The organism is Caenimonas terrae, from assembly GCF_042655405.1.
GTDB lineage: Bacteria > Pseudomonadota > Gammaproteobacteria > Burkholderiales > Burkholderiaceae_C > Ramlibacter > Ramlibacter terrae_A.
In genome coordinates this window covers 158,819-184,515 of sequence record NZ_JBHSMF010000006.1, presented here as the reverse complement: position 1 = coordinate 184,515, position 25,697 = coordinate 158,819, and the positions used below count along the sequence as shown (strand labels likewise).

Annotated in this window: 24 protein-coding genes; 13 read left to right on the top strand and 11 right to left on the bottom strand. The window is 71.2% G+C overall.

The features are described from left to right. Window positions 1–29 precede the first annotated feature (29 nt). Both ACFPOE_RS07755 and ACFPOE_RS07750 read left to right on the top strand, forming a co-directional pair. Window positions 30–764, top strand: coding sequence for an ABC transporter substrate-binding protein (locus ACFPOE_RS07755; RefSeq protein ID WP_376849488.1), 735 nt, complete (start codon window positions 30–32; stop codon window positions 762–764). Between the two features lie 39 nt (window positions 765–803). Beyond that, entirely contained in the window at window positions 804–1,931 is a 1,128-nt protein-coding gene (locus ACFPOE_RS07750; protein WP_376849486.1) for an amidohydrolase family protein, read from the top strand. A gap of 573 nt (window positions 1,932–2,504) precedes the next feature. On the opposite strand, the gene ACFPOE_RS07745 is transcribed toward ACFPOE_RS07750, so the two are convergent. Next, window positions 2,505–4,055 (bottom strand): class I adenylate-forming enzyme family protein, encoded by a 1,551-nt coding sequence (locus ACFPOE_RS07745; protein WP_376849484.1) that lies wholly within the window; start codon window positions 4,053–4,055, stop codon window positions 2,505–2,507. A 47-nt stretch (window positions 4,056–4,102) separates the two neighbouring features. Further along, window positions 4,103–4,693 carry a CBS domain-containing protein gene (locus tag ACFPOE_RS07740; protein ID WP_376849483.1) on the bottom strand — a complete coding sequence of 197 codons (591 nt, stop codon included), beginning with the start codon at window positions 4,691–4,693 and terminating at the stop codon, window positions 4,103–4,105. Window positions 4,694–4,792: 99 nt separating this feature from the next. Between ACFPOE_RS07740 and ACFPOE_RS07735 the strand changes: the two genes are divergently transcribed. Further along, window positions 4,793–5,461: a DUF1345 domain-containing protein gene (locus ACFPOE_RS07735; RefSeq protein WP_376849482.1), complete on the top strand. Its 669-nt coding sequence runs from the start codon at window positions 4,793–4,795 to the stop codon at window positions 5,459–5,461. Window positions 5,462–5,518: 57 nt separating this feature from the next. On the opposite strand, the gene ACFPOE_RS07730 is transcribed toward ACFPOE_RS07735, so the two are convergent. Genes ACFPOE_RS07730 through ACFPOE_RS07720 form a run of 3 tightly spaced genes read right to left on the bottom strand, consistent with a single transcriptional unit; the run spans window position 5,519 to window position 11,376 of the window. Beyond that, entirely contained in the window at window positions 5,519–6,928 is a 1,410-nt protein-coding gene (locus ACFPOE_RS07730) for an efflux transporter outer membrane subunit (protein WP_376849481.1), read from the bottom strand. Continuing rightward, complete coding sequence (locus tag ACFPOE_RS07725; protein ID WP_376849479.1) at window positions 6,925–10,095, bottom strand: efflux RND transporter permease subunit; 3,171 nt, start codon at window positions 10,093–10,095, stop codon at window positions 6,925–6,927. Before ACFPOE_RS07725 ends, ACFPOE_RS07730 begins: the two co-directional genes overlap by 4 nt. Before the next feature lie 12 nt (window positions 10,096–10,107). After that, window positions 10,108–11,376, bottom strand: coding sequence for an efflux RND transporter periplasmic adaptor subunit (locus ACFPOE_RS07720; RefSeq protein ID WP_376849478.1), 1,269 nt, complete (start codon window positions 11,374–11,376; stop codon window positions 10,108–10,110). A gap of 132 nt (window positions 11,377–11,508) precedes the next feature. Here ACFPOE_RS07720 and ACFPOE_RS07715 point away from each other — a divergent pair, with 132 nt between their 5' ends. Both ACFPOE_RS07715 and ACFPOE_RS07710 read left to right on the top strand, forming a co-directional pair. Next, window positions 11,509–12,123, top strand: a complete 615-nt coding sequence (locus ACFPOE_RS07715) for a TetR family transcriptional regulator (RefSeq protein WP_376849477.1) — start codon at window positions 11,509–11,511, stop codon at window positions 12,121–12,123. 58 nt (window positions 12,124–12,181) lie between these two features. After that, window positions 12,182–12,535, top strand: a complete 354-nt coding sequence (locus tag ACFPOE_RS07710; RefSeq protein WP_376849475.1) for a hypothetical protein — start codon at window positions 12,182–12,184, stop codon at window positions 12,533–12,535. A 192-nt stretch (window positions 12,536–12,727) separates the two neighbouring features. On the opposite strand, the gene ACFPOE_RS07705 is transcribed toward ACFPOE_RS07710, so the two are convergent. Further along, entirely contained in the window at window positions 12,728–15,415 is a 2,688-nt protein-coding gene (locus ACFPOE_RS07705; protein ID WP_376849474.1) for an excinuclease ABC subunit UvrA, read from the bottom strand. A gap of 122 nt (window positions 15,416–15,537) precedes the next feature. Here ACFPOE_RS07705 and ACFPOE_RS07700 point away from each other — a divergent pair, with 122 nt between their 5' ends. From ACFPOE_RS07700 to ACFPOE_RS07690, 3 genes are read left to right on the top strand one after another with little or no spacing between them, the layout of a single operon-like run. Next, on the top strand, window positions 15,538–16,092 hold the full coding sequence (locus ACFPOE_RS07700) for a phosphatase PAP2 family protein (protein ID WP_376849473.1): 555 nt from the start codon (window positions 15,538–15,540) through the stop codon (window positions 16,090–16,092). Next, complete coding sequence (locus tag ACFPOE_RS07695; protein ID WP_376849471.1) at window positions 16,085–16,996, top strand: diacylglycerol/lipid kinase family protein; 912 nt, start codon at window positions 16,085–16,087, stop codon at window positions 16,994–16,996. The genes ACFPOE_RS07700 and ACFPOE_RS07695 overlap by 8 nt, the downstream gene beginning before the upstream one ends. Further along, window positions 16,993–17,805: a metallophosphoesterase family protein gene (locus ACFPOE_RS07690; protein WP_376849470.1), complete on the top strand. Its 813-nt coding sequence runs from the start codon at window positions 16,993–16,995 to the stop codon at window positions 17,803–17,805. Before ACFPOE_RS07695 ends, ACFPOE_RS07690 begins: the two co-directional genes overlap by 4 nt. On the opposite strand, the gene ACFPOE_RS07685 is transcribed toward ACFPOE_RS07690, so the two are convergent. The 4 genes from ACFPOE_RS07685 to ACFPOE_RS07670 all read right to left on the bottom strand — a co-directional run bounded on the left by ACFPOE_RS07685 (window position 17,802) and on the right by ACFPOE_RS07670 (window position 19,652). Beyond that, the gene (locus ACFPOE_RS07685; RefSeq protein WP_376849468.1) at window positions 17,802–18,266 is read right to left on the bottom strand and encodes an NUDIX hydrolase; all 465 of its coding nucleotides are present in this window, start codon (window positions 18,264–18,266) and stop codon (window positions 17,802–17,804) included. The genes ACFPOE_RS07690 and ACFPOE_RS07685 overlap by 4 nt on opposite strands. Window positions 18,267–18,276: 10 nt before the next feature. After that, on the bottom strand, window positions 18,277–18,477 hold the full coding sequence (locus tag ACFPOE_RS07680; protein WP_376849466.1) for a hypothetical protein: 201 nt from the start codon (window positions 18,475–18,477) through the stop codon (window positions 18,277–18,279). Then, the gene (locus ACFPOE_RS07675) at window positions 18,474–18,665 is read right to left on the bottom strand and encodes a hypothetical protein (protein ID WP_376849465.1); all 192 of its coding nucleotides are present in this window, start codon (window positions 18,663–18,665) and stop codon (window positions 18,474–18,476) included. The genes ACFPOE_RS07680 and ACFPOE_RS07675 overlap by 4 nt, the downstream gene beginning before the upstream one ends. 135 nt (window positions 18,666–18,800) lie before the next feature. Next, on the bottom strand, window positions 18,801–19,652 hold the full coding sequence (locus ACFPOE_RS07670) for an AraC family transcriptional regulator (protein WP_376849464.1): 852 nt from the start codon (window positions 19,650–19,652) through the stop codon (window positions 18,801–18,803). A 70-nt stretch (window positions 19,653–19,722) separates the two neighbouring features. Here ACFPOE_RS07670 and ACFPOE_RS07665 point away from each other — a divergent pair, with 70 nt between their 5' ends. The 4 genes from ACFPOE_RS07665 to ACFPOE_RS07650 all read left to right on the top strand — a co-directional run bounded on the left by ACFPOE_RS07665 (window position 19,723) and on the right by ACFPOE_RS07650 (window position 24,581). Then, window positions 19,723–20,979 carry an MFS transporter gene (locus tag ACFPOE_RS07665; RefSeq protein ID WP_376849463.1) on the top strand — a complete coding sequence of 419 codons (1,257 nt, stop codon included), beginning with the start codon at window positions 19,723–19,725 and terminating at the stop codon, window positions 20,977–20,979. Window positions 20,980–21,090: 111 nt separating this feature from the next. Further along, window positions 21,091–22,710 carry an ExeA family protein gene (locus ACFPOE_RS07660; RefSeq protein ID WP_376849462.1) on the top strand — a complete coding sequence of 540 codons (1,620 nt, stop codon included), beginning with the start codon at window positions 21,091–21,093 and terminating at the stop codon, window positions 22,708–22,710. A 2-nt stretch (window positions 22,711–22,712) separates the two neighbouring features. Then, window positions 22,713–23,411, top strand: a complete 699-nt coding sequence (locus ACFPOE_RS07655) for a general secretion pathway protein GspB (protein ID WP_376849460.1) — start codon at window positions 22,713–22,715, stop codon at window positions 23,409–23,411. Between the two features lie 147 nt (window positions 23,412–23,558). After that, the gene (locus ACFPOE_RS07650) at window positions 23,559–24,581 is read left to right on the top strand and encodes a hypothetical protein (RefSeq protein ID WP_376849459.1); all 1,023 of its coding nucleotides are present in this window, start codon (window positions 23,559–23,561) and stop codon (window positions 24,579–24,581) included. Here ACFPOE_RS07650 and ACFPOE_RS07645 read toward each other — a convergent pair. Further along, on the bottom strand, window positions 24,578–24,805 hold the full coding sequence (locus ACFPOE_RS07645) for a hypothetical protein (protein WP_376849458.1): 228 nt from the start codon (window positions 24,803–24,805) through the stop codon (window positions 24,578–24,580). The two genes, ACFPOE_RS07650 and ACFPOE_RS07645, sit on opposite strands and share 4 nt — an antisense overlap. Before the next feature lie 409 nt (window positions 24,806–25,214). On the opposite strand from ACFPOE_RS07645, the gene ACFPOE_RS07640 reads away from it, so the two are divergent. Further along, on the top strand, window positions 25,215–25,694 hold the full coding sequence (locus ACFPOE_RS07640; protein ID WP_376849457.1) for a DUF4431 domain-containing protein: 480 nt from the start codon (window positions 25,215–25,217) through the stop codon (window positions 25,692–25,694). Window positions 25,695–25,697: the final 3 nt, after the last annotated feature.

Sequence of the window (25,697 nt, the reverse complement as noted above, 5' to 3'; positions counted from 1 at the left end):
ATAATCGCGCGACCGCTCCAAGGACTGCAATGACCGTCACTCCCTCCCTCGTCGCGCAGTTCGCGCCCACCGGCGTGCTGCGCGCCTCGCTCAACCTGGGCAACGCGGTGCTGGCCCACAGCAAGACCGCCAGCGAGAAGCCGGCCGGCGTGACCATCGACCTGTCGAAAGAACTCGCGCGCGAGCTGGGCGTGCCGGTCGAATTCCTGCAGTTCCAGACCGCGGCCAAGTCGGTGGAGGCATTGGGCAACGGCGCGGCCGACGTCGGCTTCATGGCCATCGATCCGCTGCGGGCCGACAGGATCCAGTTCACCGCCGCCTATGTCCAGATCGAGGGCGCCTACCTGGTGCCGCAGGATTCGCCGATCAAGGCCAACGAGCAGGTGGACCGCGCCGGCACCACGATCGTGGTTGGGGCCGGCAGCGCCTATGCGCTCTACCTGGCGCGCGCCATCCAGCACGCCACGCTGCTGCAGGTGCCGACCTCGGAAGCGGTGGTGGCCGCCATGCTCGAGGGCGGGCATCCGGTGGCGGCCGGCGTGCGCCAGCAGCTGGAGGCGGACGCGAGGCGCATCGCCGGCGTGCGCGTGCTGGACGGCCGCTTCATGGTGATCCACCAGGCGATGGCGATGCCGAAGGACCGCGGCGCCCAGGCCCACGCCTATCTGGCCGACTTCGTCGAACGGATGAAGCGCAGCGGCTTCGTCGCCGACGCGCTGGCGCGGCACGGCATCGATGGCGCCAGGGTAGCCGAACCGGCCTGAGGCCGTTAAGCTGCGCGGACAACTACGACGGAGACATCCATGGAGCAATCGACAACGCTGCAGTCGGCCCGCTGGCGCCATTGCGCATCCTGTGACGCACCGGCCGGCCCCGGCATGAGCCGGCGCCGCCTGCTGCTCGGCGCGGCGGCCGGTGCCGCCACGCTGGCCGGCTGCGCCGCCGGCCCGGCGCCGACGGCGGCCGCTCCCGCCGCGGCGCTGGACCTGTCGCAGGCGGCGGGCCGGATCGACGTGCACCACCACCTCTCGCCGCCGCCGTGGCTGGCGCTGATGCGCAGCCGCGGCATCGACGGGCCGGCATTGAACTGGTCGGTGGAGAAGTCGCTGGCCGACATGGACCGGGCCGGCATCGCCACCTCCATGCTGTCCATCACCCAGCCTGGCGTGGTGCTCCCCGGGCTCGACCAGGCCGCCGGCCGCCGGCTGGCGCGCGAAAGCAACGAGTACGGCGCCAGGCTGGTGGCCGACCACCGCGGCCGCTTCGGCCAGTTCGCCGCCATCCCGATGTACGACGTCGAAGGCGCGCACCGCGAGATCGCCTATGCGCTGGACGTGCTCAAGGCCGACGGCATCGGCCTGCTCACCAGCTATGGCGACAAGTGGCTGGGCGACCCGGTGTTCTTCCCGGTGATGGAGGAGCTCAACCGGCGCAAGGCGGTGGTCTACACCCATCCGACCACGGCCGACTGCTGCGCCAAGCTGCAGCCGAACGTGCAGCCGGTGATGATCGAGTTCGGCACCGACACCACCCGTGCCATCGCCTCGGTCCTGTTCAACGGCAATGCCGCGCGCTTCCGCGACATCCGCTGGATCTTCTCGCATGCGGGCGGAACGATGCCGTTCCTGATCGAACGCTTCGTGCGCAACCCGATCCTGGTTCCCAGCAGCGCGCCGCTGTTTCCCCAGGGCGTGGCGGCCGAACTGCGGCGCTTCTACTACGACACTGCGCAGGTCGCCAACCCGGCGGCGATGTCGGCGCTGACCAAGGTCGTGCCGGTGTCGCAGATCGTGCTGGGAACCGACTTCCCGTACCGCACCGCGATCGACCACGTGAAGGGCTTGCGCGACTGCGGCGTGTTCGACGCCGCGGACCTGCGCAGGATCGAGCGGGACAACGCGCTGGGGCTGCTGCCTCGGCTGCGCGCGTAGCGCTGGCTGTCATGCCGGGCTCGACCCGGCATCCAGACGTCGCCTCGCGCGGATGTTTGATTGGCACGGCCGGCGGCCGGGACGGGGTGTTCTCCGGGCACGCTCGCGGGCGTCTTCCCATGGACGCTGCCGCTACCGCGTCAAGCAGGTCAATGAGGCCCAGAAGGTGTAGCGACCGCGAATGGCCCTGCGCCCACCCCATCCCGACCACCGGCCTTGAACGAGTTGGTCTTGTAGCAGCAAGCAATCCTATGTTCGGCGGAGGCGCCTCAACGAGGACCCGACGACGTACTCCAAGGCGACACGATCGGACCGTTGCTCAAGTCCGCACGGCAACTGCGTCCGGAAAATAGCGGCATGCGACGGAGAATCTCAATGCCTCGATTCGACTTCTTCAAAGACCATCCGCTGGTAAGGCTTGCAGCATTGGCATTGATCGTTACCCCACCGAGTCTTCGAGGATTGGCTGCCCTTCTCAGAGTCTGGAAAGGTTGACCCCGATTTATCGCTCCGTTACCTGCCACGCTCTTCCCCCTCGCAGCGCAGCGTCGATCGTTGGGGCGCTCCTATCTGTCAGGCGTCTGATGACCGCTGCCACTGCTCGCGCAACTGCCGCTTGAGCACCTTGCCGATCTCGCTCCTTGGCAGCTCGGTGGTGAAGCGCAGGCCCGACAGGCGCTGCGTCTTGCCGACCCGCGCGTTGAGCCAGGCGCGGATCTGCTCGGGGCTTTCGGCGGCGCCGGCCGCGGGCACGACATAGGCCACCGGCGTCTCGCCCCATTCGTCGGACGGCACGCCGATCACCGCGGCGTCGGCCACCGCCGCGTGCTCGCGCAGGACCGCTTCCAGGTCGCTCGGATAGATGTTGAAGCCGCCGCTGATCACCATGTCCTTGCGCCGGTCCATCAGCGTCAGGAAGCCGTCCGCGTCGAAGCGGCCGACGTCGCCGGTGCGGATGAAGCGATTGCCCTGCGCGTCGTGCCACTCGGCCTCGCGCGTCTTGGCCGGCTGCCTGTGGTACGCCGTCATCATGGCGCCGGAGCGGCCCACCACCTCGCCGGTCTCGCCGGGCGGCAGCTCGCGCCCGTCCTCGTCGATGGTGCGGATGTCGTGGCCCTCGGCCGGCCGGCCCACCGTGTGCAGCTTGTGCGCAAACGTGTGCGCCTCCAGGACGCAGGTGCCGCCGCCCTCGGTCATGCCGTAGAACTCCACCAGCCCGCCCGGCCAGCGATCGAGCACCTGCTGCTTGAGCGCGGCGTGGAACGGCGCGCTGGTGCAGAACTTCATGTGGAAGGCCGACAGGTTGTAGTCGTCGAAATCCTCGCGTGCCAGGATGCGCTGGTATTGCACCGGCACCAGCATCGTGTGCGTCACCCGGTGCCGCTCGGCCAGCGCCAGCCAGGCCCCGGCGTCGAACTTCGGCGGCGCCAGCACCACCGTGCCGCCGCGCGCCAGCGTCGGGAAGAAGCAGACCAGCGTGGTGTTGGAACACAGCGAGGTGGCGATCAGCGTCACTGCCTGCGGCCCGTAGCCATAGCTCTCGGCCCGCGCCACGTGGCCCCAGCGCATGCCATGGGGCTGCACGATGCCCTTGGGCGTGCCGGTGGTGCCGGAGGAATAGATGATGTTGAACGGAGCCTCGGGCGTCACCGTCACTGCGCGCGGCCTGCTGCCGGCGGGCAGCAGCCAGTCCTGCAGGCGGGGCCTGGCCGAGCCGTCCATGAAGATGCGCCGCGCCCCGGTCGCGAAGGCCGGCACGGCGCCGTCGACGAAGAAATGGCGGGCCCCGCAATCGGCCACCATGGTCGCCAGCTGCTGCGGCGAGGAATGGGTGGACAGCGGCGCCACCGCAGCGCCGGCCCGCAGGCCGCCGACGAACACCGCCACGTATTCGAGCGAGTTGGCCGCGCAGATGGCGATCGATTCGCCGGGCCGCAGGCCGTCGCGCTGCAGCGAGGCGGCGATGCGGTCGGCCATCGCATGGAGCTGGCCCCAGGTGACGCTGCGCTCGCCCTCGACCAGCGCGGTGCCCGAAGGCCGCTCGGCGGCGTGGCGGCCGACCAGGTCGGCGATCGCCTGGAACGGCGGCAGGGGGGAAGGAGAAGGAGAAGGAGTCTTGGTCATCGCGTCGTTGCCTCGACAGGCAATGTACGCGATGACGCCCGGCGCAATCAGCCGGAAACCAGCGCGGCCTCGATCTCGGCGAAGGAGCTGGCCGCTTCCGGCAGCTGCAGCGGCAGTCCGAGCTGGCGTGCGATCTGCGATAGCGAGAAGATGCCGCGCACCAGCACCTGGCCGTTGGGGCCGGTCTGCGTCACCAGCGCGTGCTGGCGCCTGGCGTGCTGCAGCTGCGCGACGACGTTGCCCACCCGCGCCGCCTGCACCGCCTTCCACTCGAAGGCGTCGAGGCGCGAGACGGGCGTCATGACGTCGGACACCAGCAGCTCGGAATGGCGGATGCGGCGCTCGCGCACCACGTTCATCGGCTTCTCGCCCAGGATGTCGGTGGCGGTGATCAGGCCGGCCAGCTTGCCGTCGCCGTCCAGCGCCAGCAGCATGCGCACGCCGCGCTGCTGCATCATCGCGTGCGCCGCATCCATGGTCGCCTGCGGCTCGATCACCACCGCGCTGACCTGCGTCAGGTCCGTCATCACCCGCATCGCCGGCGAGTCCAGCGTGTATTGCAGCGCGGTCGGGTCCGGTTCGCAGAGCCGGGCGGTGCCGGAGAACGCATGCGTGGGCAAGGCGGTGTAGTGGTCCATGGAAGCTCCTGACGCGATTGGTTTTTTAGCGGACGCGCACTGACGAGAGACTGACCGGTGTCGCGGTGCGCCGGGGCCTGTTAGGCTCCGCGCAAGTCCATGAGTTCATTTTTTCTCCGCCTCAGCCATCTCGGCAAGCACCGCCCGCGCCTGCTGGCCGCCGGCGTATGGGGCACGGCGGTGTTCCTGCTGCTGCCCTCGGACTGGACCCTGGCGTCGCGCGTGCTGGTGGCCTGGAACCTGGCAGTCTGGCCTTACCTGGGCTCGCTGGCCTGGCTGATGCTGCCCAGCAGCGCCGAGCGGGTGCGCGAGATCGCCAAGCAGGAGGACGCCAGCAGCGCGGGCCTGATGGTCGTGATGTCCGGTGCGGCCGTGCTGAGCCTGGTGGCGATCGTGGCGGAGCTCGCGCACGGCCTGAAGGCCGGCGAGGGGCAGTGGTTCGTCTACGGCATCACGCTGCTGACGGTGCTGGGCTCGTGGCTGCTGCTGGGGGCGCTCTACACCTTCCATTACGCCCACATGTACTACTCGGCACCGCAGGACACTTTGCCGCTGCGCTTTCCCGAAGGGCTGCAGACGCCGTCGTACCTGGACTTCACCTATTTCGCCTTCACCATCGCCACGGCGGCTCAGACCTCGGACGTCGAGGTCCTCACCACGCCGATGCGGGCGGCCGTGATCGCGCAGTCGGTGCTGAGCTTCTTCTACAACTTCGCGATCCTCGGCCTGTCGATCAACATCGCCGCCGGGCTGGCCGGCGGGAAATGATTGGCGTCATCCCGGCCCTGAGCCGGATGACAGCCACGCTGGCGCGACGGGCGCGACTTACGGCCGCGGCGCGTCTGCCGTGCCGTCCGTCCAGCCGCCGCCCAGCGCCTTGTACAGGGCCACCTGGCTCTGCAGCTGGGCCAGCCGGGTCTGCACCAGCGCCTGCTGCGCCGCGAACAGCGAGCGCTGCGCGTCCAGCAGGTCCAGGTAGCTGGCCACGCCGTTGCTGTAGCGCAGGTCCGACAGCTTCAGCCGCGCGCTCTCGGCGGCCGTCACGGCGCGCTGGGCCTGCAACTGGTCGGCCAGCGTGGTGCGGCCGGCCAGCGCATCCGCCACTTCGCGGAAGGCGGTCTGGATCGACTTCTCGTACTGCGCGATCGCGATGTCGCGGCCGACGGTGGCCGACTGCAGGCCGGCCTGGTTGCGGCCGGCGTCGAAGATCGGCAGCAGCAGCGAGGGCGCCAGCGAGAAGGCCCAGCTGCCGCTCTTGAACAGGCCGGTCAGCTCGTTGCTGGCGCTGCCGGCCGTCGCCGACAGCGCGATGCGCGGGAAGAACGCCGCGCGCGCCGCCCCGATGTTGGCGTTGGCCGCCTTCAGGAGTTGCTCGGACTGGCGGATGTCGGGCCGCCGTACCAGCAGGTCCGAGGGCATGCCGGCCGGCACGTCGGGCAGCGTGACGGCGTCGATGCCGGCGCTGGCCTGCAGCGAGGGCGGCAGCGGCTGGCCGATCAGCAGCACCAGCGCGTTCTCGTCCAGCGCGCGCTGGCGCTGCAGCTGCGCCAGCGTGACCCGGGCCGACTCGGTCAGCGATTCGGCTTGCCGGTAATCCAGCTCGGAGGTGACGCCGTTGTCGAAGCGCAGCTTGGCCAGCTTGAGCGATTCCTGCCGGGTGGACAGCGTCTGGCGGGTGATCGCCAGCAGGTCCTCGTCCGCCACCAGCGACAGCCAGCTGTTGGCCACCGCCGCCACCAGGCTGGTCTGCGCGGCCTTGCGGCCTTCCTCGGTGGCCAGGTACTGCGCCAGCGCGGCGTCGCTCAGGCTGGCGATGCGACCGAAGAAATCGATCTCCCAGGAACTCAGGGCCAGGCCGGCCGAGAAGGTATTCGCCAGATGGCCGCTGGCGTTCGGCGCGCGCGAGGCGCTCAGCTGCGCGCCCACGGTGGGCAGAAGGTCGGCGCGGCGGATCTGGTACTGCGCGCGCGCCTGCTCGATCGCCAGCACGGCGACGCGCAGGTCGCGGTTGCCGCGCAACGCCAGCGCGATCAGCTCGCGCAGCTTCGGGTCGGTGAAGAAGCTTTGCCAGTCGATGTCGGCGGCGGCGGGCGTGCCTTCGGTGCTCGCGTCCTGCGGCCAGGTGGCGGCCACCGGCGCCGCGGGCCGCTCGTACCTGGGCGCCATCGAGGTGCAGGCCGCCAGCAGGGCGGCGGCGGCCAGCGCGGCGATGCGGGGCTGGAAGGGCAACTTCATACCTGGTCTCCTGCCGACGCGCCGGGCGGCAATTCGCGGTCCAGCTCGTGGGCGTGGATCTTGCGCTGGCGCTCGCTGTCCTTGAAATAGCCGCGCACGATCACGAAGAAGATCGGCACGAAGAAGATCGCCAGCCCGGTGCCGGTGATCATGCCGCCGATCACGCCGGTGCCGATCGCGCGCTGGCTGGCCGAGCCCGCGCCCGAGGCCAGCGCCAGCGGCAGCACGCCCAGGCCGAAGGCCATCGAGGTCATCACGATCGGGCGGAAGCGCAGGTGGGCGGCGGCCAGCGCCGATTCGATCACGCTCTTGCCCTGCGCCTGCAGGTCCTTGGCGAACTCGATGATCAGGATCGCGTTCTTGGCCGACAGGCCGATGATGGTGATCAGGCCGACCTGGAAGTACACGTCGTTCGAGTACTTGCGCAGCAGCGTCGCCAGCAGCACGCCCAGCACTCCCAGCGGCACCACCAGGATGACGGCCAGCGGGATCGACCAGCTTTCATAGAGCGCCGCCAGGCACAGGAACACCGCCAGGATGGCGAAGCCGTACAGGATCATGGCCTGCGAGCCGGCCAGCTTTTCCTCGCGCGACTGGCCGGTCCACTCGTAGCCGAAGCCCTGCGGCAGCTGCGCGGCCAGCTTTTCCATCTCCGCCATCGCGGCGCCGGTGCTGTAGCCGGGCGCCGGCGCGCCGGAGATGCGCATCGCCGGATAGCCGTTGTAGCGCACCGTCTGCATCGCGCCGTTGATCCAGCGGGTGGTGGCGAAGGACGACAGCGGCACCGGCTTGCCCTGGTTGTTGGTGGCGTTGAGCTGCAGCACGTCGTCCGGCTGCATCCGCGCCGGCGCGTCGGCCTGCACCAGCACCCGCTGCAGCCGGCCCCGGTTGGGGAAGTCGTTGATGTAGGCCGAGCCCAGCGAGGTGGACAGCGTGGTGTTGATGGCGTCGAAGGAAACGCCCAGCGCCGCCGCCTTGTCGCGGTCGATGTCGATCTGCAGCTGCGGCGCGTCCTCCAGGCCGTCGGGCCGCACCTGGGCGACGATCTTGCTCTGGCCTGCCAGGCCCAGCAGCTGGTTGCGCGCGGCCACCAGCGCGTCGTGGCCGGCGCCGCCGCGGTCCTGCAGCCGGAAGGTGAAGCCGGACGCCGTGCCCAGCTCCGGGATCGGCGGCGGGCTGAGCGGGAAGATGAAGGCGTCGCGGATCTGCGAGAGCGCACCGAAGGCGCGCCCGGCGATCGCCTCGGCCGACTGGCTGGGGTCCTTGCGCAGGTTCCAGTCCTTCAGCGTCACGAAGGCCAGGCCGGCGTTCTGGCCCTGGCCCGAGAAGCTGAAGCCCAGCACGCCGACCATGCTCTGCACGTCGGGCTGCTTGAGGATGTAGCTTTCCACCTGCTCCATCACCTTGCGGGTGCGCTCCTGGGTGGCGCCCGGCGGCAGCTGCACGTTGATCAGCATCGTCCCCTGGTCCTCGTTGGGCAGGAACGATGTCGGCAACCGGGTGTAGACCAGCGCCACCACGGCGATGACTGCGGCGTAGATCGCCAGGTAGCGCACGGCGCGCCGCAGCACGCGCGCGACCACGCTTTCGTAGCCCTTGGCGGTGCGCGAGAAGCCGCGGTTGAACCAGCCGAAGAAGCCCTTCTTCTCGTGGTGGTGGCCGGCCTCCACCGGCTTGAGCAGCGTGGCGCACAGGGCCGGCGTCAGCGACAGCGCCATGAAGGCGGAGAAGCTGATCGAGGCCACCATCACGGCGGCGAACTGGCGGTAGATGTTGCCGGTCGAGCCGGCGAAGAACGCCAGCGGCACGAACACCGAGATCAGCACCACCGTCACGCCGACGATGGCGCCCTGGATCTGGCCCATTGCCTTGCGCGTCGCTTCGCGCGGCGGCAGGCCTTCCTCGCTCATGATGCGCTCGACGTTCTCCACCACCACGATGGCGTCGTCCACCACGATGCCGATCACCAGCACCATGCCGAACATGGTCAGCACGTTGATCGAGAAGCCCAGCGCCATCAGCGCGCCGAAGGTGCCCAGCAGCGCGATAGGGACGACCAATGTCGGGATGATGGTGTAGCGCCAGTTCTGCAGGAACAGGAACATCACCAGGAACACCAGCGCCACCGCCTCCAGCAGCGTCTCCACCACCTGGCGGATCGAGATGCTGACGAAGCGCGAGCTGTCGTACGGGATTTCCCACTTCACGCCGGGCGGGAAGAACTTGGACAGCTCCTGCATCCGCGTGCGAACGGCCTGGGCGGTGGCCAGTGCGTTGCCGGTGGGCGCGAGCTGCACGCCGATGCCGGTGGAGGGCTTGCCGTTCAGGCGCGCCGAGGTGGCGTAGTTCTGGGCGCCCAGCTCCACCCGGGCCACGTCGCGCAGCCGCACGGTGGAGCCGTCGGTGTTGGCGCGCAGCGCGATGTTGCGGAACTGCTCCACGGTGGTGAGCTGGCCCGGCACCACGACCGTGGCTGCCACGCCCTGGCCGGGGATGTTGGGCAGCTCGCCGATCGAGCCGGCGGAGACCTGCGCGTTCTGTGCCCGGATGGCGCCGTTCACTTCGGCCGGCGACAGGCCGAAGCTGAGCAGCTTGGCCGGGTCGATCCAGATCCGCATCGCCTGTTCGGTGCCGAACAGCTGCGCCTGGCCGACGCCCGGGATGCGCTGGATCTCGGGCAGCACCGAGCGCGAGGCGTAGTCGCCCAGCGCCGTCGGCGTGAAGGCCGGGTCGTCCGAGGACAGGATGGTGAACAGCAGGAAGTTCGAGCGCGACTTGTCCACCCGCACGCCCTGCTGCGTCACCGCCGCCGGCAGCCGCGGCGTGGCGCGGGCCAGCCGGTTCTGCACGTCGACCTGCGCCAGGTCGGGGTTGGTGCCCTGCTGGAAGCTGAGCGTGATGTTGCCCGAGCCGTTGGCCTGGCTGACCGACTCCATGTAGATCAGGCCCGGCGAGCCGTTCATCTCCTGCTCGATCACGCTGATCACGCTCTCTTCCAGCGTCTGCGCCGAGGCGCCGGGATAGCTGGCCGACACGATGATGGCGGGCGGCGCCACCGGCGGGTACTGCGAGACCGGCAGCTGCGTGATCGACACGCCGCCCAGCACGATGATGAACAGCGCGATCACCCAGGCGAAGATCGGCCTGTCGATGAAGAATTTGGCCATGCGGCGCGCTCCTTACTTCGCTGCCGCGGGGGCGGAAGCTGAGGAGGCAGCGGGGCGGGCGGCAGAGGCGGCGGGCGCCGCGCCGGCGGCGGGCGCGCCCATGGCGGGCGGGCTGCCCGGGCGCCACGGCACCGGCTTGACGGTGGCGCCGGGACGCAGCTTCTGGAAGCCGTCCACCATCACCATCTCGCCGGCCTTCAGGCCGTCCAGGATCACCCACTGGCCGTTCTGCTCGCTGCCGACCTTGACCGGCCGCGGGCCCACCTTGCCGTCGGGCGTCACCACCATCACGCTGTCGCCCTGGCCGGAGCGGGTGACGGCCTGCTGCGGCAGCAGGATGGCGTTGCTGGCCTTGGCCTGTTCCAGCTGCACCCGCACGTACATGCCGGGCAGCAGCACGGCGCCGGGATTGGGCACCTCGGCGCGCAGCGTCACCTGGCCGCTGGTGGGATCGACGCTCAGGTCGGAGAACAGCAGGCGGCCGGCGCGCGAGTGCGCCGTGCCGTCTTCCAGCAGGATCTTCACGCTGGCGGCGTCGGCGCCGGCGCGCTTGAGGCGGCCGGCGTCCAGCGAGCGGCGCAGGTTCAGCACGTCGGTGGCCGACTGGGTGAAGTTGACGTACATCGGATCGATCTGCTGGATCATCGCCAGCGGCGTCGCCTCGCCCTGGCCGACCAGCGCGCCTTCGGTGACCAGCGCGCGGCCGATGCGCCCGGAGATCGGCGCGGTCACGGTGGCGTAGCCCAGGTTGATGCCGGCGGTCTGCACCGCGGCGCGGGCCGAGGCGACGTCGGCCTCGGCGGTCTTCTGTGCCGCCACCGCGTTGGCGTAATCCTGCTTGCTGATGGCATTGGCTTCCACCAGCGGCTTGTAGCGCTCGGCCAGCATGGTGGCCTGCGCCGCGTTGGCCTGGGCCTTGGCCAGCGCCGCCTGCGAGCTCGAATAGGTGGCGGCGTAGGGCGCCGGGTCGATCTTGAACAGCGGCTGGCCGGCCCGCACGTCCGAGCCCTCGCGGAACAACCGCTGCAGCACGATGCCGGCAGCCCGGGCCCGCACCTGCGCCACCCGCGAGGCCTCCAGCCGCCCCGGCAGCTCGGTGACCAGCCCGATTTCCGACGGCGTCACGGTCAGGACGCCGACCTCGGCCGGCGGCATGCCGCCGGGCGGACCGGACTGCGCCGCCTGCTTGTCGCCGCAGGCGGCGAGCGCCAGCAGCAGGGCGGCGGCCGCCAGGGCGCGGGGCAGGGGGTGCGACGGGGCGAACGTGGTCGAAACGGCCATGAAAATTCCTATCCGGCGGCGCGGGCGCAGGTCCGCGGCCTAAGCATGTGGTGGGGGCATTGCAGTATACATTCGCCAGTGAATGTATATTAGGGCGTGCCCAGTCGGGCCGCAGATTGTAGAACCGCACGCATGGTCCGCCGCACCAAGGAAGACGCCCTCGCCACCCGCGCCAGCCTGCTGGACGCGGCGGAGTGCCTGTTCCAGGCCAAGGGCGTGTCGCGCACCTCCCTGAACGACATCGCGCTGGCCGCCGGCACCACGCGCGGCGCGATCTACTGGCATTTCAAGGACAAGGCGGACCTGTTCAACGCCATGATGGCGCGGGTGACGCTGCCGCTGGAAAACGCCTTCCAGCGGCCCGCCGCCGACCAGGACCCGCTGCCGGGCCTGCGCGAATGCGTGCTGCGCGGCCTGCGCGCGACCGCCGGCGACGCCCAGACGCGGCGGGTGTTCGAGGTGGCCACCCAGAAGGTGGAATACGTCGACGAGATGGGGGCGGTGCGATCGCGCCATGTGGCCATCCGCCAGCAATTCCTGGACCAGATGCAGCACGCGCTGCGCAGCAGCGCGCGCCGGCGCGGCGTGCGGCTGGCGATCCCGGTGGCGGCCGCCGCCCATGGGCTGCACGCCCTGGTCGACGGCCTGATCCAGAACTGGCTGCTCGATCCGGCCGCCTTCGACCTGGTGCGCACCGGCGAACAGGCGATGGACAGCTACCTGGCGGGGCTGGGCCTGTCGCCCTGATCACCCGCTGGAACCGGTTTTGCCTTAGGCTGTCGGCTCCGAAACGCCGATAACGCCCATGAACCTGATCGTCTCCACCCGCACCGAAACGAAGCACCTGCGCTTCGAGGTCGTCGGCCGCTGGCAGTACGGCGACGCCCTGCAGCTCGCCTACCTGGTGAAGGCGGCGCAGTCTCGGGCCGCGCTGGACCGGTTCCTGATCGACCTGCGGCGTGTCACGAGCGAACCGGACAGCACCGAGAAATTCATGATCTGCGACCGCCTGGTGCGCGTGTTCCAGCCGCCGGTGCGCGTGGCGCTGGTCGGCGACGCCACCCTGATCGACAGCGACGCCGTGACGGTGGCCGCCGATGCGCCGACCATCGCGGTGTTCGCGCGCGAAGGCGATGCGCTGACCTGGCTGATGGCGTGAACGATTGCACGCCGCGCGCACCGCAATGTGAAGCGCACGTGAAGCACAAGAGAAAAGTCCCCCGCCGCTTGCGCGGCAGGGGACAAGAAGGCCGGTGAAGAAACCTGAGAAAGAGCCGGCCCGGTGGGTTGGAGGTCAGGTTCGTGAGCAGGGTTCCCACCGTTACATCCGCAGCGGCGCGGACCCGGCGCGTTACTCCGCGGGCACCAGGTCGCCGGCATCGACAGCGCCGGAGGCAGGAATTTTTTCACTTGTTTGCGCCGGCGCGGCGAGCACTTCGGCGAGATAGGGCGCGGTGCGGCTGCGCCGCTCGCGCGCCAGCATCGCCGGCGTGCCGCAGGCCACGATGCGTCCGCCTTCCGCGCCCGCGCCCGGGCCCATGTCGATCACCCAGTCGCTGTGCGCCACCACGTGCATCTCGTGTTCCACCACGATCACCGTGTTGCCCGCGGCCACCAGGCCATCGAGCTGCGCCAGCAGCCGTTCGACGTCGGCCGGATGCAGGCCGGTGGTGGGTTCGTCCAGCACATAGAGCGTGTCGCCGCGCTGGGTTCGCTGCAATTCGGTGGCCAGCTTGATCCGTTGCGCTTCCCCGCCCGAGAGTTCGGTGGCGGGCTGGCCCAGGCGCAGGTAGCCCAGGCCGATGTCGCGCAACACCAGCAGCGGGCGCAGCACCGCGGGGTGGGCGGCGAAGAACTCGCAGGCGCCGTCCACCGTCAGCGCCAGCACTTCGGCGATGTTCTTGCCCTCCAGCGTGATCTCCAGCGTCTGCGGGTTGTAGCGCGCGCCGTGGCAGGCCGGGCAGGGCGCATAGACGCTGGGCAGGAACAGCAGCTCGACGCTGACGAAGCCTTCTCCTTCGCAGGTCTCGCAGCGGCCCTTGGCCACGTTGAAGGAGAAGCGGCCGGCGTCGTAGCGCCGCCGCCTCGCCGCCGGCGTGGCCGCGAACAGCTTGCGCACCGCGTCGAACAGGCCGGTGTAGGTGGCCAGGTTGGAGCGCGGGGTGCGCCCGATCGGCTTCTGGTCGACGCAGACCAGCCGCCGCACGCCGTCCATGCCGGCGACGATGCGCCCGCCGGTGGTTTCGGGCGCTTCCGCCAGCAGCGGATCGACTTCTTCCTCGGCCTCCTGCTGCTGGCCCAGGTGCTCGCCCACCAGCTCCAGCAGCGCCTGGCTGACCAGGCTGGACTTGCCGGAGCCCGACACCCCGGTGACGCAGGTGAAACAGCCCAGCGGAAAGGCCGCGTCCAGCTCCTTGAGGTTGTTGCGCGTGACGCCTTGCAGCTTGAGCCAGCGCGCCGGCTCGCGCGGCGCTGTCTGCCGCGCGGGCGGCGGGTTGAACAGGTAGCGGCGCGTCTGCGACGCCTGCACCGACGCCAGGCCGGCCGGCGGTCCGCTGTAAAGCACTTCGCCGCCCAGTTCGCCGGCGGCCGGGCCGACGTCGACCAGCCAGTCGGCCTGGCGCATCACCGCCAGGTCGTGCTCCACCACGAACAGGCTGTTGCCCGCGGCCTTCAGGCGCTGCAGCGCCTCCAGCAGCGCCTCGCCGTCGGCCGGATGCAGGCCGGCCGAGGGTTCGTCCAGCACGTAGACCACGCCGAACAGGTGCGAGCCCAGTTGCGTGGCCAGCCGCAGGCGCTGCAGCTCGCCGGGCGAGAGCGTCGGCGTGCTGCGGTCCAGCGACAGGTAGCCCAGTCCAAGCTCGGTCAATGTCTTGACGCGTCCCAGCAGGTCCTGCGCGATGCGCTGCGCCGCCAGCTGTTTTTCCTGCGACAGGTTGCCGGTGCGCCGCACGTCGGGCGCCGCCTTGTGGGCGGAACCGCCGGCCGCGACCCGGCGTTCGGTGTCCTGGCGCGCCTCCTCGCGGCTGAGGGTCGCGCGCGCGTGCATCTCGGCCGCCCCCAGCTTGCGCTGCGCCGCCGGCCGCAGCACCTCGGCCAGTTCCTGCAGCGGCAGCTGCGACAGCTGCGCGATGTCCAGGCCGGCGAAGGTCACCGACAGCGCCTCGCGCTTGAGCCGCTTGCCCTCGCACACCGGGCAGGTGCCGCCGGCCATGTAGCGCGAGACCCGCTTCTTCATCAGCGCGCTCTGCGAGGTGGCGAAGGTCTGCATCACGTACTTGCGCGCGCCGGTGAAGGTGCCCATGTAGCTGGGGTCCAGCTTCTGCTTGAGCGCGCGGCGGGTCTCGGCCGGCGTGAAGCCGGCGTAGACCGCAACGGTGGGCTGCTCCTCGGTGAACAAGATCCAGTCGCGGTCCTTCCTGGGCAGCTCGCGCCACGGCTTGTCGACGTCGTAGCCCAGGGTCACCAGGATGTCGCGCAGGTTCTGGCCGTGCCAGGCCGGCGGCCAGGCGGCGATGGCGCGCTCGCGGATCGACAGCGAATCGTCCGGCACCATGGTCTGCTCGGTCACCTCGTAGACCCGGCCCAGGCCGTGGCAGTGCGGGCAGGCGCCTTGCGGCGTGTTGGGCGAGAAGTCCTCCGCGTACAGCATCGGCTGCCTGGGCGGATAGCTGCCGGCGCGCGAGTACAGCATCCGCACCAGGCTGGAGATGGTCGTGACGCTGCCGACCGAGGAGCGGGCGCTGGGCGTGCCGCGCTGCTGCTGCAGGGCGACCGCCGGCGGCAGGCCCTCGATGGAATCGACCTCCGGCACGCCGGCCTGGTCGATCAGGCGCCTTGCATATGGCGCGACCGACTCCAAGTAACGGCGTTGGGCCTCCGCGTACAGCGTGCCGAAGGCGAGCGAGGACTTGCCCGAGCCGGAGACGCCGGTGAAGACCACCAGCGCATCGCGCGGGACGTCGACGTCCACGTCCTTGAGGTTGTGTTCGCGGGCGCCGCGCACCCGCACCATGCCATCGTTGTTGGAAGCAGCCATCCGGTCCACGCTAGCACCCAGGCGCCGGCGCGCTGTCGGCGCGCGGCCCGCGTCGACGGAGAATTCGGCTGACATCGGCCGGCCTCCACACCAGCTAGGCTAGCCGCCAAGGAGCATATTGCTTGATCGACCTTCCCCTGAGCGCCTGGTTCCACGCGAACCAGATCCCGCTGGCCACCAAGCTGATGCTGTTGGTCAGCTTGTGGCACAGCACCATCGGCATCCTGACCATGAGCGCCGTGCTGGGCCTGGTGCTGTATCGCTACGGCAGGACCTGGTGGCTGCTGGCGCTGGCGCTCGCCGTGCCGGGCGGCATGCTGCTGAACGTGCTGGTCAAGAACCTGGTGCAGCGGCCGCGACCGCACTTCGCCGACGCGGTGCTGACGCTGCCCACCTACAGCTTTCCCAGCGGCCACACCGCCGGCGCTGCGCTGTTCTACGGCTTCCTCACGGCGCTGGTGTTCGCCCATCCGGGCGCCCGCCGCTGGCGCTGGGCGATGGCCGTGGCCGCGGTGGCGATGGTGCTGCTAGTCGGGCTGTCGCGCATCTACCTGGGGCTGCATTACTTCACCGACGTGGCGGGCGCGATCGTCGAGGCGGTGCTCTGGCTGGCGCTGTGCCTGGCGGGCGTGCGGGCCTTGTGGCGGCGGCGCGGCGGGGAGGCGGCCCATGGCTGATCGCATTCCCGTCATCGTCAACGCGACGGCCGGCAACGGCTCCAATCCGGCCTGGGCCGACGGCCTGCAGGAGAACTTCGCCGCCGCCGGCCTGCAGGTGGATCTCAAGGTGATGCAACAGGGTTCGGAGATCGCGCCGGCAGTTGCCGCCGCGGTCAAGCAGGGCGCCAGGCTGGTGGTCGCCGGCGGCGGCGACGGCACCGTCAGCGCGGTGGCCGCGGGGCTGGCCGGCACCGGCGTCGCGCTCGGCGTGCTGCCGATGGGCACGCTCAACCACTTCGCCAAGGACCTGGGCATCCCGCTGGAGCAGCAGCCGGCGATCGCGGTGATCGCCGCCGGCCGCCAGCTGGAAGTGGACGTCGGCGAGGTCAACGGCCGCGTCTTCATCAACAATTCCAGCCTGGGCCTGTACCCGGACATCGTGCGCGACCGCGAGCAGCGCCAGCGCCGCCTCGGCCAGAGCAAGTGGCGCGCGCTGCTGGAGGCCAGCATCACGGCCGCGCGCCGCTATCCGGTGCTGACGGTGCAGGTGGAGGTCGACGGCCAGACGCTGACCCGCCGCACCCCCTTCGTGTTCATCGGCAACAACCAGTACACGATGGAAGGCTTCGAGATCGGCGAGCGCTCGGCGCTGAACTGCGGCGAGCTCTCGCTGTACCTCACCCACCGGATGGGCCGCTTCGGCCTGCTGCGGCTGGCCGTGATGGCGCTGCTGCACCGGCTGGACCAGGCCCGCGATTTCGACATGCTGACCGCGCGCGACTTCATGGTGAAGACCGGCCACCGCCGGCTGCGGGTGGCGACCGACGGCGAGGTCACGGTGATGGAGGCGCCGCTGCGCTACCGGATCCGGCCGGCTGCGCTGCGGGTGATGGTGCCGGCGCCGCAGGAACAGGCCCCATGAAAACCATCGTCCACCTGTCCGACATCCACTTCGGCCGCACCGACGACGCCGTGGTGGCCGCGATCGTGCCGCTGGTGCACCGGCTCGAGCCCAACGTGGTGGTGGTCTCCGGCGACCTGACGCAGCGCGCCAAGCCGCACCAGTTCCGCGCCGCGCGCCGCTTCCTGGACGACCTGCCCAAGCCGCAGGTGGTGGTGCCGGGCAACCACGACGTGCCGCTGTACAACCTGTTCCAGCGCTTCCTGCAGCCGCTGACCAAGTACCGGCGCTTCATCACCCGCGACCTGGAGCCGTTCTACTGCGACGACGAGATCGCCGTCGGCGGCATCAACACCGCCCGCTCGCTCACCTTCAAGGACGGCCGGGTCAACGAAGGCCAGATGCGGCGCCTGCACGCGCGGCTGGCGCCGCTGGCCGACAGCATCACCAAGATCGTGGTGACGCACCATCCGTTCGACCTGCCCGCCGGCTTCGACGAAGAGCACCTGGTGGGCCGAGCCGGCGAGGCGATGGAAGTGTTCCTGCGGGCCGGCGCCGACGTGCTGCTGGCCGGCCACCTGCACACCAGCCACATCGCCAGCACCGCGGTGCGCTACCCGGTGGCCGGCCGCGCCGCGCTGGTGGTGCAGGCCGGCACCGCCACCTCCACCCGGGGCCGCGGGGAGCACAACTCCTTCAACCGGATCCGCTCGCACGGCGACCTGCTGCACGTCGATCGCTGGACCTGGGACCCGGAGCGCGGTGCCTTCCACGAGGCCGCCAGCGAGGCCTTCGCCTGGAGCGAGGCCGGCTGGAAGGCAGCGGGCTAATCGCCCAGCGCCGCCGCCAGCCGCTCCAGGAAAGGCAGCTGCGCGGGCAGCAGCTTGGCCCGGGCGTCGTCCAGCCCGTACCAGGCGATGCGGTCCACTTCCGGGAACTGCCGCAGCCGGCCGGAGCGCGGCGGCCACTCCATCTCGAACAGGTTGCTGTGCAGATCGTCCGGGTCCAGGTCGCCCTCGAAGCACCAGGCCGAGACGCGCTTGCCGCTCTTTTGCCGCACATCGCCCAGCGCGGCGAACGGCGGCGTCGGCTCGCAGCCGGTTTCCTCGCGGAACTCGCGCCGGGCGCAGGCCAGGCCGTCCTCGCCTTCCTCGAACTCGCCCTTGGGCAGCGTCCACGCGCCGGTGTCCTTGCTGCGCCAGTAAGGGCCGCCGGGATGGGCGAGCAACACTTCCACCGGCCGCCCTGGGCGGCGGCGGTACATCAGCAGGCCCGCGCTGTGTCTGGTCACGGAGGGCAGATTACTCCTTGGCTGCCTCGCCGTCCGGGCGCGAGCCGGCGGGCGTCGCCGTCGGCTCGCTCGGCTGGTCCACCCGCAGCTGGCGCTTGCGCAGCATCGCTTCCAGCGCGCTGCCGGCTCCTTCGCCGCTGGCGCCGGCGCCGGTGCCGTCGGCACGGCCCTGGGGCTGCGGGGCGCCCGGTGGGGACTTGCCGGCGCTCATTGCCCGTGCCCCGCGGCGTCGTCGGCCTCGCCGGCCTGGTGGCGCTTGCGGTCCTTCTGCGAAATCATCTGGCGCAGCGCGCTGGCCGCCCCTTCGCCGCTGTGGCCGCCGCCGTCCTGTTGCTCGCCGTGCCCCTGCGACTCGTCGTTCGGGTGCTCGCGGTCTTCCTTGCTGTCTTGCGGACCCATGGTCCCTCCGTTGAACGTCTCTGCCGGACGCGGCCCCCATGGCCTGGCCCGACCGATGCATTGGACAAAGCGGCGGCAGCCTCAACAGTCGGAATGCGGCGAAGGCCGCTGTAGGAATTTTTCCAGACCGGCGCGCTAGGGCTGCCGGCGCTGGAAGGCGCCCGGCGGCTGGCCCAGCGCCGCCTTGAACATCGCCGTGAAGGCGCTGTCGCTGGCGTAGCCGCTGGCGGCTGCGACGTGGCTGACCGCCATGCCCTGCGCCAGCAGCGGCAGGGCGTGTGCCAGCACGGCCTGCTGGCGCCACTGCCGGTAGCTCATGCCCAGCTCGATGCGGAACAGGCGGGCCAGGGTGCGTTCGCTGGCGCCGGCCTCGCCGGCCCAGCCGGCCAGCGTGGCCCGTTGCGCCGGCGCGCGCAGCACCGCCTCGCACAGCGCCCGCAGCCGCTTGTCGCCGGCCTGCGCATGCGGCATGGGCACGCCCAGTTCCATGGTGGCGGCGCCGGCGATCTCGTCCAGCACCAGGCCCGTGAGCCTCTCCTCGCGCGGCGCCGGCAGCGGCCGGGCGCCGGCCAGGTCCAGCGCGCCGACCAGTTCGCGCAGCAGCGGCGACACCACGATCATGCGGCAGCGTTGCCAGCCGGCCGGGGCCACCGAGGCGTCGATGTACAGCGTGCGGAATTCGGCTGCCTGCAGCACGTGGACCGAGTGCAGCGCGCCGGGCGCGATCCAGACGGCGCGCGAGGGCGGCACGATGTAGGTGACCTCGTCGCCGCCACCCCCGCCCTGCGCCGCCGTCACCTGCACGATGCCGCTGGCGCAGTACGCCAGCTGCGCCCAGGGATGGCGGTGCGGCTCGAAATGGCTGTCCACCGGCAGGGCGCGCGAGCGCAGCCGCAGCGGCCGGCGGGCGTCCGGCCGGAACGGGTCGGTGTCGCCCAGCGGCATGCTGCGCAGCCGGGAGCGGGACGGGGCGGGCAGGGATGGCATGGCCGGATTTCGCCGAATTCTGTCGTTTCGTCGCGTTTCAGAACCAGGACCCGATACTACGATAGCGCCCATGAGCACTGCCACTGCCACCGCCACTGCGTCCGCGCCGGCCGCCATCGCGCCGCTGCGCCAGGACGCCGGCGTGATCGGGCTGGTGGGGCTGGCGCACATGATCAGCCACTTCAGCCAGCTGCTGCTGGCGCCGCTGTTTCCCTGGCTGAAGGCCGACCTCAACGCCAGCTATACCGAGCTGGGCTTCCTGATGACGGTGTTCTTCGTCGTGTCCTGCAGCGTGCAGGCCGCCTCGGGCTTCCTGGTCGACCGCATGGGGCCGCGGCCGATCCTGTTCGGCGGGCTGGCGCTGGTGGGGCTGGCGGCCTTCGGCTTCGCCCTCAGCCCGAATTATTGGGCGATGGCGGCCTGCTCGGTGCTGGCCGGCATCGGCAACGGCGTGTTCCACCCGGTCGACTACACGCTGCTCAATCGCAAGGTCAGCGCGCCGCGCCTGGGCCATGCCTACAGCTTCCACGGCATCACCGGCAGCCTGGGCTGGGCACTGGCGCCGGCGCTGCTGGTGCCGCTGGCGATCGCCTTCGGCTGGCGCACCGCGCTGGCCGGCGCCGGCACCCTGGCCTATGGCGTGCTGTTCGTGCTGTGGCTCAATCGCCGCCGGCTGACGCTGCCGGCGGCCACCGTGCCGGCGCCCGCCAGGGCCGGCGCGCACCCAGCCGAGGGCAGCTTCGACTTCCTGCGCATCCCGGCGGTCTGGATGTGCTTTTTCTTTTTCTTCTTCTACGCCGTGGTGCTCAGCGTGATCCAGGCCTTCGCGCCGGAGGCGGCGCGCCAGCTGCACGGCGTGCCGGTGGCGCTGGCCGGGATGTGCCTGACGGTCTACATGGTGTGCAGCGCCGGCGGCATGGTGCTGGGCGGCTTCCTGGCGGCCGACCCGAAGCGCTGCGAAAAGGTGGTGGCGGCCGGCTTCGGCGTCGCCGCGCTGATCGCGCTGTCGATCGGGTTCGGACCGGTCCCCGCGCTGGCGGTGCCGGCGCTGTTCGGCGCCATGGGCTTTGCCAGCGGCATCGCCGCGCCCTCGCGCGACCTGCTGGTCAAGCGCTCCAGCCCCGAGAACGCCACCGGGCGGGTGTACGGCGTGGTCTATTCCGGCCTGGACATCGGCCAGGCGCTGTCGCCGCTGCTGTTCGGCACGCTGATGGACCACCACCAGTACCAGGGCGTGTGGCTCGGGCTGGTGGTCTTCCAGTCGATCCTGATCGCCAGCGCCTTCAACGTCAGGCGCGTGCGGCGCACCGTGCTCGCTCCTGCATGAAGCAAAATATGAGGTTGTCGGCCCTGCCTGATTGAGCTGTCTGCTTCCGCGTGTTCTGCGCCAGTTCTGCGTGTTCTGCGTCCTTGGCCCCGCATTCGGTATCCTCCCCCCATGTATGCGTCGTATTTCGGGCTGAAGCAGGAGCCGTTCTCCATCGCGCCCGACCCGCGGCTGCTGTTCATGAGCGAACGGCACCGGGAGGCGCTGGCGCACCTGCTGTATGGCGTCGGCGGGGGCGGCGGCTTCGTGCTGCTGACGGGCGAGATCGGCACCGGCAAGACCACGGTCTGCCAGCTGTTCCTGGAACAGGTGCCGGCGCACTGCAACGTCGCCTACATCTTCAATCCCAAGCTGACGGTGACGGAGCTGCTGCAGTCGGTGTGCGAGGAGTTCCGCATCGCGCTGGCGCCGCAGGACCGGGCCCGCACGGTCAAGGATTACCTCGACCCGCTCAACGCCTTCCTGCTGCGCGAGCACGCGGCCGGCCGCAACAGCGTGCTGATCATCGACGAGGCGCAGAACCTGTCGGCCGACGTGCTGGAGCAGCTGCGGTTGCTGACCAACCTGGAGACGCGCGAGCGCAAGCTGCTGCAGATCGTGCTGATCGGCCAGCCCGAGCTGCGCAGCATGCTGGCCCGCCCGGAGCTGGAGCAGCTGGCGCAGCGCGTGATCGCGCGCTACCACCTGCAGGCGCTGAGCGAGGCGGAGACGGCGCAATACGTGCAGCACCGGCTGGAAGTGGCGGGGCTGACGCAGGCCCTGCCGTTCGAGCAGCGCGCGCTGCGTCGCATCCACGCCATCGCGCGCGGGGTGCCGCGCCGCATCAACCTGCTGTGCGACCGCGCGCTGCTCGGCGCCTTCGCCGGCGGCCGGCCCATGGTGGACCGCGCGATCGTCGACCAGGCCGCGGTCGAAGTGTTCGGCGAGCAGCCGCGGCCGGCGCTGGCCGGATGGCTGCGGCCTGCAGCCGTGCTGGCGCTGGCAGTGGCCGCCGGCGCCGGGCTCTGGATGCTGCTGGCGGGCGACCGCGCTGCGCCGGCGCGGCCCGCACTGGCCGCGGCGCCAGCGCCTGCGCCGGCTGTTGCGCCGGTCGCTTCTGCTCCCCAGCCGCCTGCCGCCCCAGCGCGCACAGCGGCCGCCGCGGCGCCGGCGCTGCTGTCCGACCAGGAACAGGCCTGGCGCGAGCTGGCGCGGGCCTGGAAGCTGGCGCCGGGCGAGGGCGACGCCTGCACCGCGCTGTCACGCGAGCAGGTCCAGTGCTTCAGCCGGCCGATGACCCTGGCGCTGATCCGCCAGCTCGGCCGGCCCGGCTTCGTCACGCTCGACGCGCAGACCGGCAGGCCGTCCTATGCGCTGCTGACGGCGCTGACCGCCGACAGCGCCACGCTGCGGGCCGGCGACGGCGAGCAGACCGTGACGCTGCCGGCGCTGGCGGCGCGCTGGCGCGGCGAGTTTTCCACCCTGTGGCGGGCGGCGTCCGGCTACAAGGGCCGCATTGCCGACCGCGACAGCGGGCCGCCGCTGGACTGGCTGGCCGGCACGCTGTCGGCAGTGGACGGCGCGCCGGCGCCGGCCGGCAAGCCCAGCCTGGATGCAGCGCTGAAGGCGCGCGTGCTGGCCTTCCAGCTGGCGCAGGGCCTGCCGGCCGACGGCCGCCCCGGCCCCATGACCTTCATGCAGCTCAATCGCGTGGCCGGCGTCGAGGAGCCGAAACTGCAGACGGCGCCCTGACCATGTCCTACATCCTCGACGCCCTGCGCAAGGCCGACGCCCAGCGCTCCCGCGATCCCGCACTGGGCATCCATGCGCAGCCTGCCCTCGTGGGCGCCGCTTCCGCCGGCGTCGATCGCCGGCGCCAGCGATGGCTCGCCGGCGCAGGGGCGGTGCTGGTGCTGGCACTCGGCCTGTGGTGGTGGCTGGCACCCGCGACGGCACCCGAGCCGGCGCCGGCTCCCATGCCGGCGTCCGCGCTGCCGGTGGCACCAGCTGCCGCGCCCGTGCCCGCGCCCATCGCTCCCGCGACCGTGCTGCTGCCGCCGCCGCCCGAGCCGGTGGCAGTGCCGGCACCGAGGGCACCTGTGGCCGTCGCTGCTGCGCCGGCCGTGGCGAAGGCAGCGTCGGCACCCGCGGTTGCGGCTGCCGCGGCGCCGGCATCTGCAGCTGCTGCCGCATCGGCTCCGGCACCCGCAGCTGCGGCGGCGGAGCGCACCTACAGCCTGGCCGAGCTGCCGGCCGACGTGCAGCAGGCGCTGCCCAAGTTCAGCGTCAGCGGCGGCGTCTATTCCGGCAACGTGGCGCAGCGCATGCTGGTGGTCAACGGCCAGGTGTTCAACGAGGGCAGCGAGATCGCCCCGGGCGTGGTGCTGGAGCAGATCCGGCCGCGGGTGGCGCTGCTGAAATTCCGCGGGCTGCGGATCTCGCAGCCGTACTGAGCCTGCGGCGAACGATGCGGCGCCTTGCCGCTGGTTGCCGACCCGGCGGCCCGGCAAGCACGCCGGCGGCCCGGATTCCTGTGATTTATTCACCAGAATATTCGGGATGAATCGATAGCATCGCGGCAGCCAGAACGAGGAGCCGGGGTGACGACGGAATGCGCGCGCAGCGCCGGCACCAAAGCCGGACCGACCAGGGAACGCTATCTTGCCGATGCCAGGCAGGCGCTGGGCATCGGCGAGACCCGCAAGGGCAGGCGCATGGCGCGCCAGGTGCTGGCCGCCAGCGTCGACGCCGCCGACGTGGCGATGCAGGCCCAGGCGGCGCTGGTCCTGAGCCAGGCCCACGTGCTGGAGTCGCGCTTCCGGCTGGCGCACGAGACGAGCGCGCAGGCCCGCAAGCTGTTCCAGCAGGCGGGCCACGGTGCCGGCGTCGCGGAGGCGCTGGCGATCCACAGCTACGCCGCCAGCGCGCTGGGCTTGGACGGGCCGGCGCTGCAGGCCGCCTGCGACGCCATGTCGCTGCAGACCGACGCGTCGGCGCTGGCGCAGGCGCGGGGCCTCAATTACATGGGGCTGGCCGCGACCTGGACCCGGGATTTCGCCACTGCCCGCAAGGCGCTGGAGGCATCGATCTGGTACACCCGCCAGGCCGGCGACGGCGCGGCCGCCTTCCAGCCGCTGATCAACCTGTGCTTCAGCGAAGTGCTGCAGATCGTCGAGCGCGAGCGCCTGCACCAGGGGCCGGCCGACCTGGCCGAACTGGAACGGCGGGTCTGCCAGGCCCGGGCGGCGGCCGACAGCGGGCCGTCCGTCGCTGTCCATCCGGCGACGCGCGACATCGGCCTGCTGCTGCTGGATTTCGCCGGCTGCTTCATCGCCAGCCGGCGCGGCCGCACCGAGGATGCCGACGCCTGCTACCTCGCCTGCCTGGAAAAGGCGTCGCGCTTTCCCCGCACCAGCTGGGTCCAGGCGGTGCTCTGGTGGGCGCGGGTGGAGCGCGCCGTGTGCTACGGCGACATCGAGGCCTCGGTCAGCTCGCTGCACGCGATGGCCGCGGTCGCCCGGGCCGGCGAGCACGCGCAGCTGCACGCGCTGGCCAAGACGCTGGAAGCGACCCTGCGGCCGCCGCTGAACCAGTGGGACAGCAGCCGCGTCGGACTGAACTAGGGCGAGCCGTCCGGCGGGGCGGCCGGCCACAGGAAGACGCGCTGCGCGCCATGCTGGCCGAAATCATCCTCCTGCGCCTGCAGCAGGCCGAAGTCGGCCAGCGCGAACAGCACGTCCGCGGCGCTGCAGCGGCTGCCGTCCGCCAGGCTCAGGGTCAGGCGGTAGGCCGGCGCGGCGGCCGCCACGACCTCCGAGACAGCCACCAGCTCGGCGCCCGCGTGCACCCACGTCTCGCCGCTGCCGCCGGCTTGTGGCGCCCGCGCCCAACCCGCGCCGTCTGGGCGCCGGGGCAGGATGGTGTTGGTTGTCAGGTCGGGTCTCCGGGAGCTCGGACTGCTGGACTCCTTGGCGCGCAGTCTCCCGGCCGGGAGCGGCGGCGTCGTCCTCCGATCTGGGGGCGACTGCGCGGCCCGGGACGTGTTTGCCCGTAGCGGTTACCCTTGCCGGCGCGCAGCAGCGCGGAAAGCGACAACGGCATGGCATGGGAAACGATCGAATTCTGGTTTTACCGGGTGGGCGGCTACGTGCTGCTGAACCTGGTCGACGAGCCCGCCTGGCTGGCGCTGATGTTCTGCTGAGGGGAACGGGCGGGTGGTAGATTCATCCTCCCGTCCGCGCTGCCGCCTCGCCTTCATGTCCGATTCCTGCCCCGACCTCTCTGCCTTGCCGCCCGATGCGCGAACGAGCGTGCGGCGCCTGCGCGTGGCGCGTGGCCGCGCGCTTGCGCTGGTGCTGGGCATTGCCGGTTTGCTGGCCGCGACGCCGGCCGCGGCGGAGTGTTTCCGCTATGGGCCGGCGCCGGTGACCATGACCGGCATCCTGGAGCGCCACACCGAGCCGGAGCGCCCCGGCGGCGGCGCCCCGCAGACCGATTACTTCCTGCGGCTGCGTTCCGCCGTCTGTGCCGTGGCCGGACCGTCGGACGCCCCCGGCGCGCAGGCGCGCAAGGGCGTGTGGCTGGTGCAGCTCGTGCCAAGGGCCGGCGCGCCGGACACGCTGGCCCCGCGCCTGGAGCACACCGTGCGGGTGCGCGGCCGCCTCCTCAGTTCGTCGACGGAGCGCCACCACGCGCCGCTGCTGCTGGAGGTGGAGGGCCTGGACGAGGGCGGCTGAGCG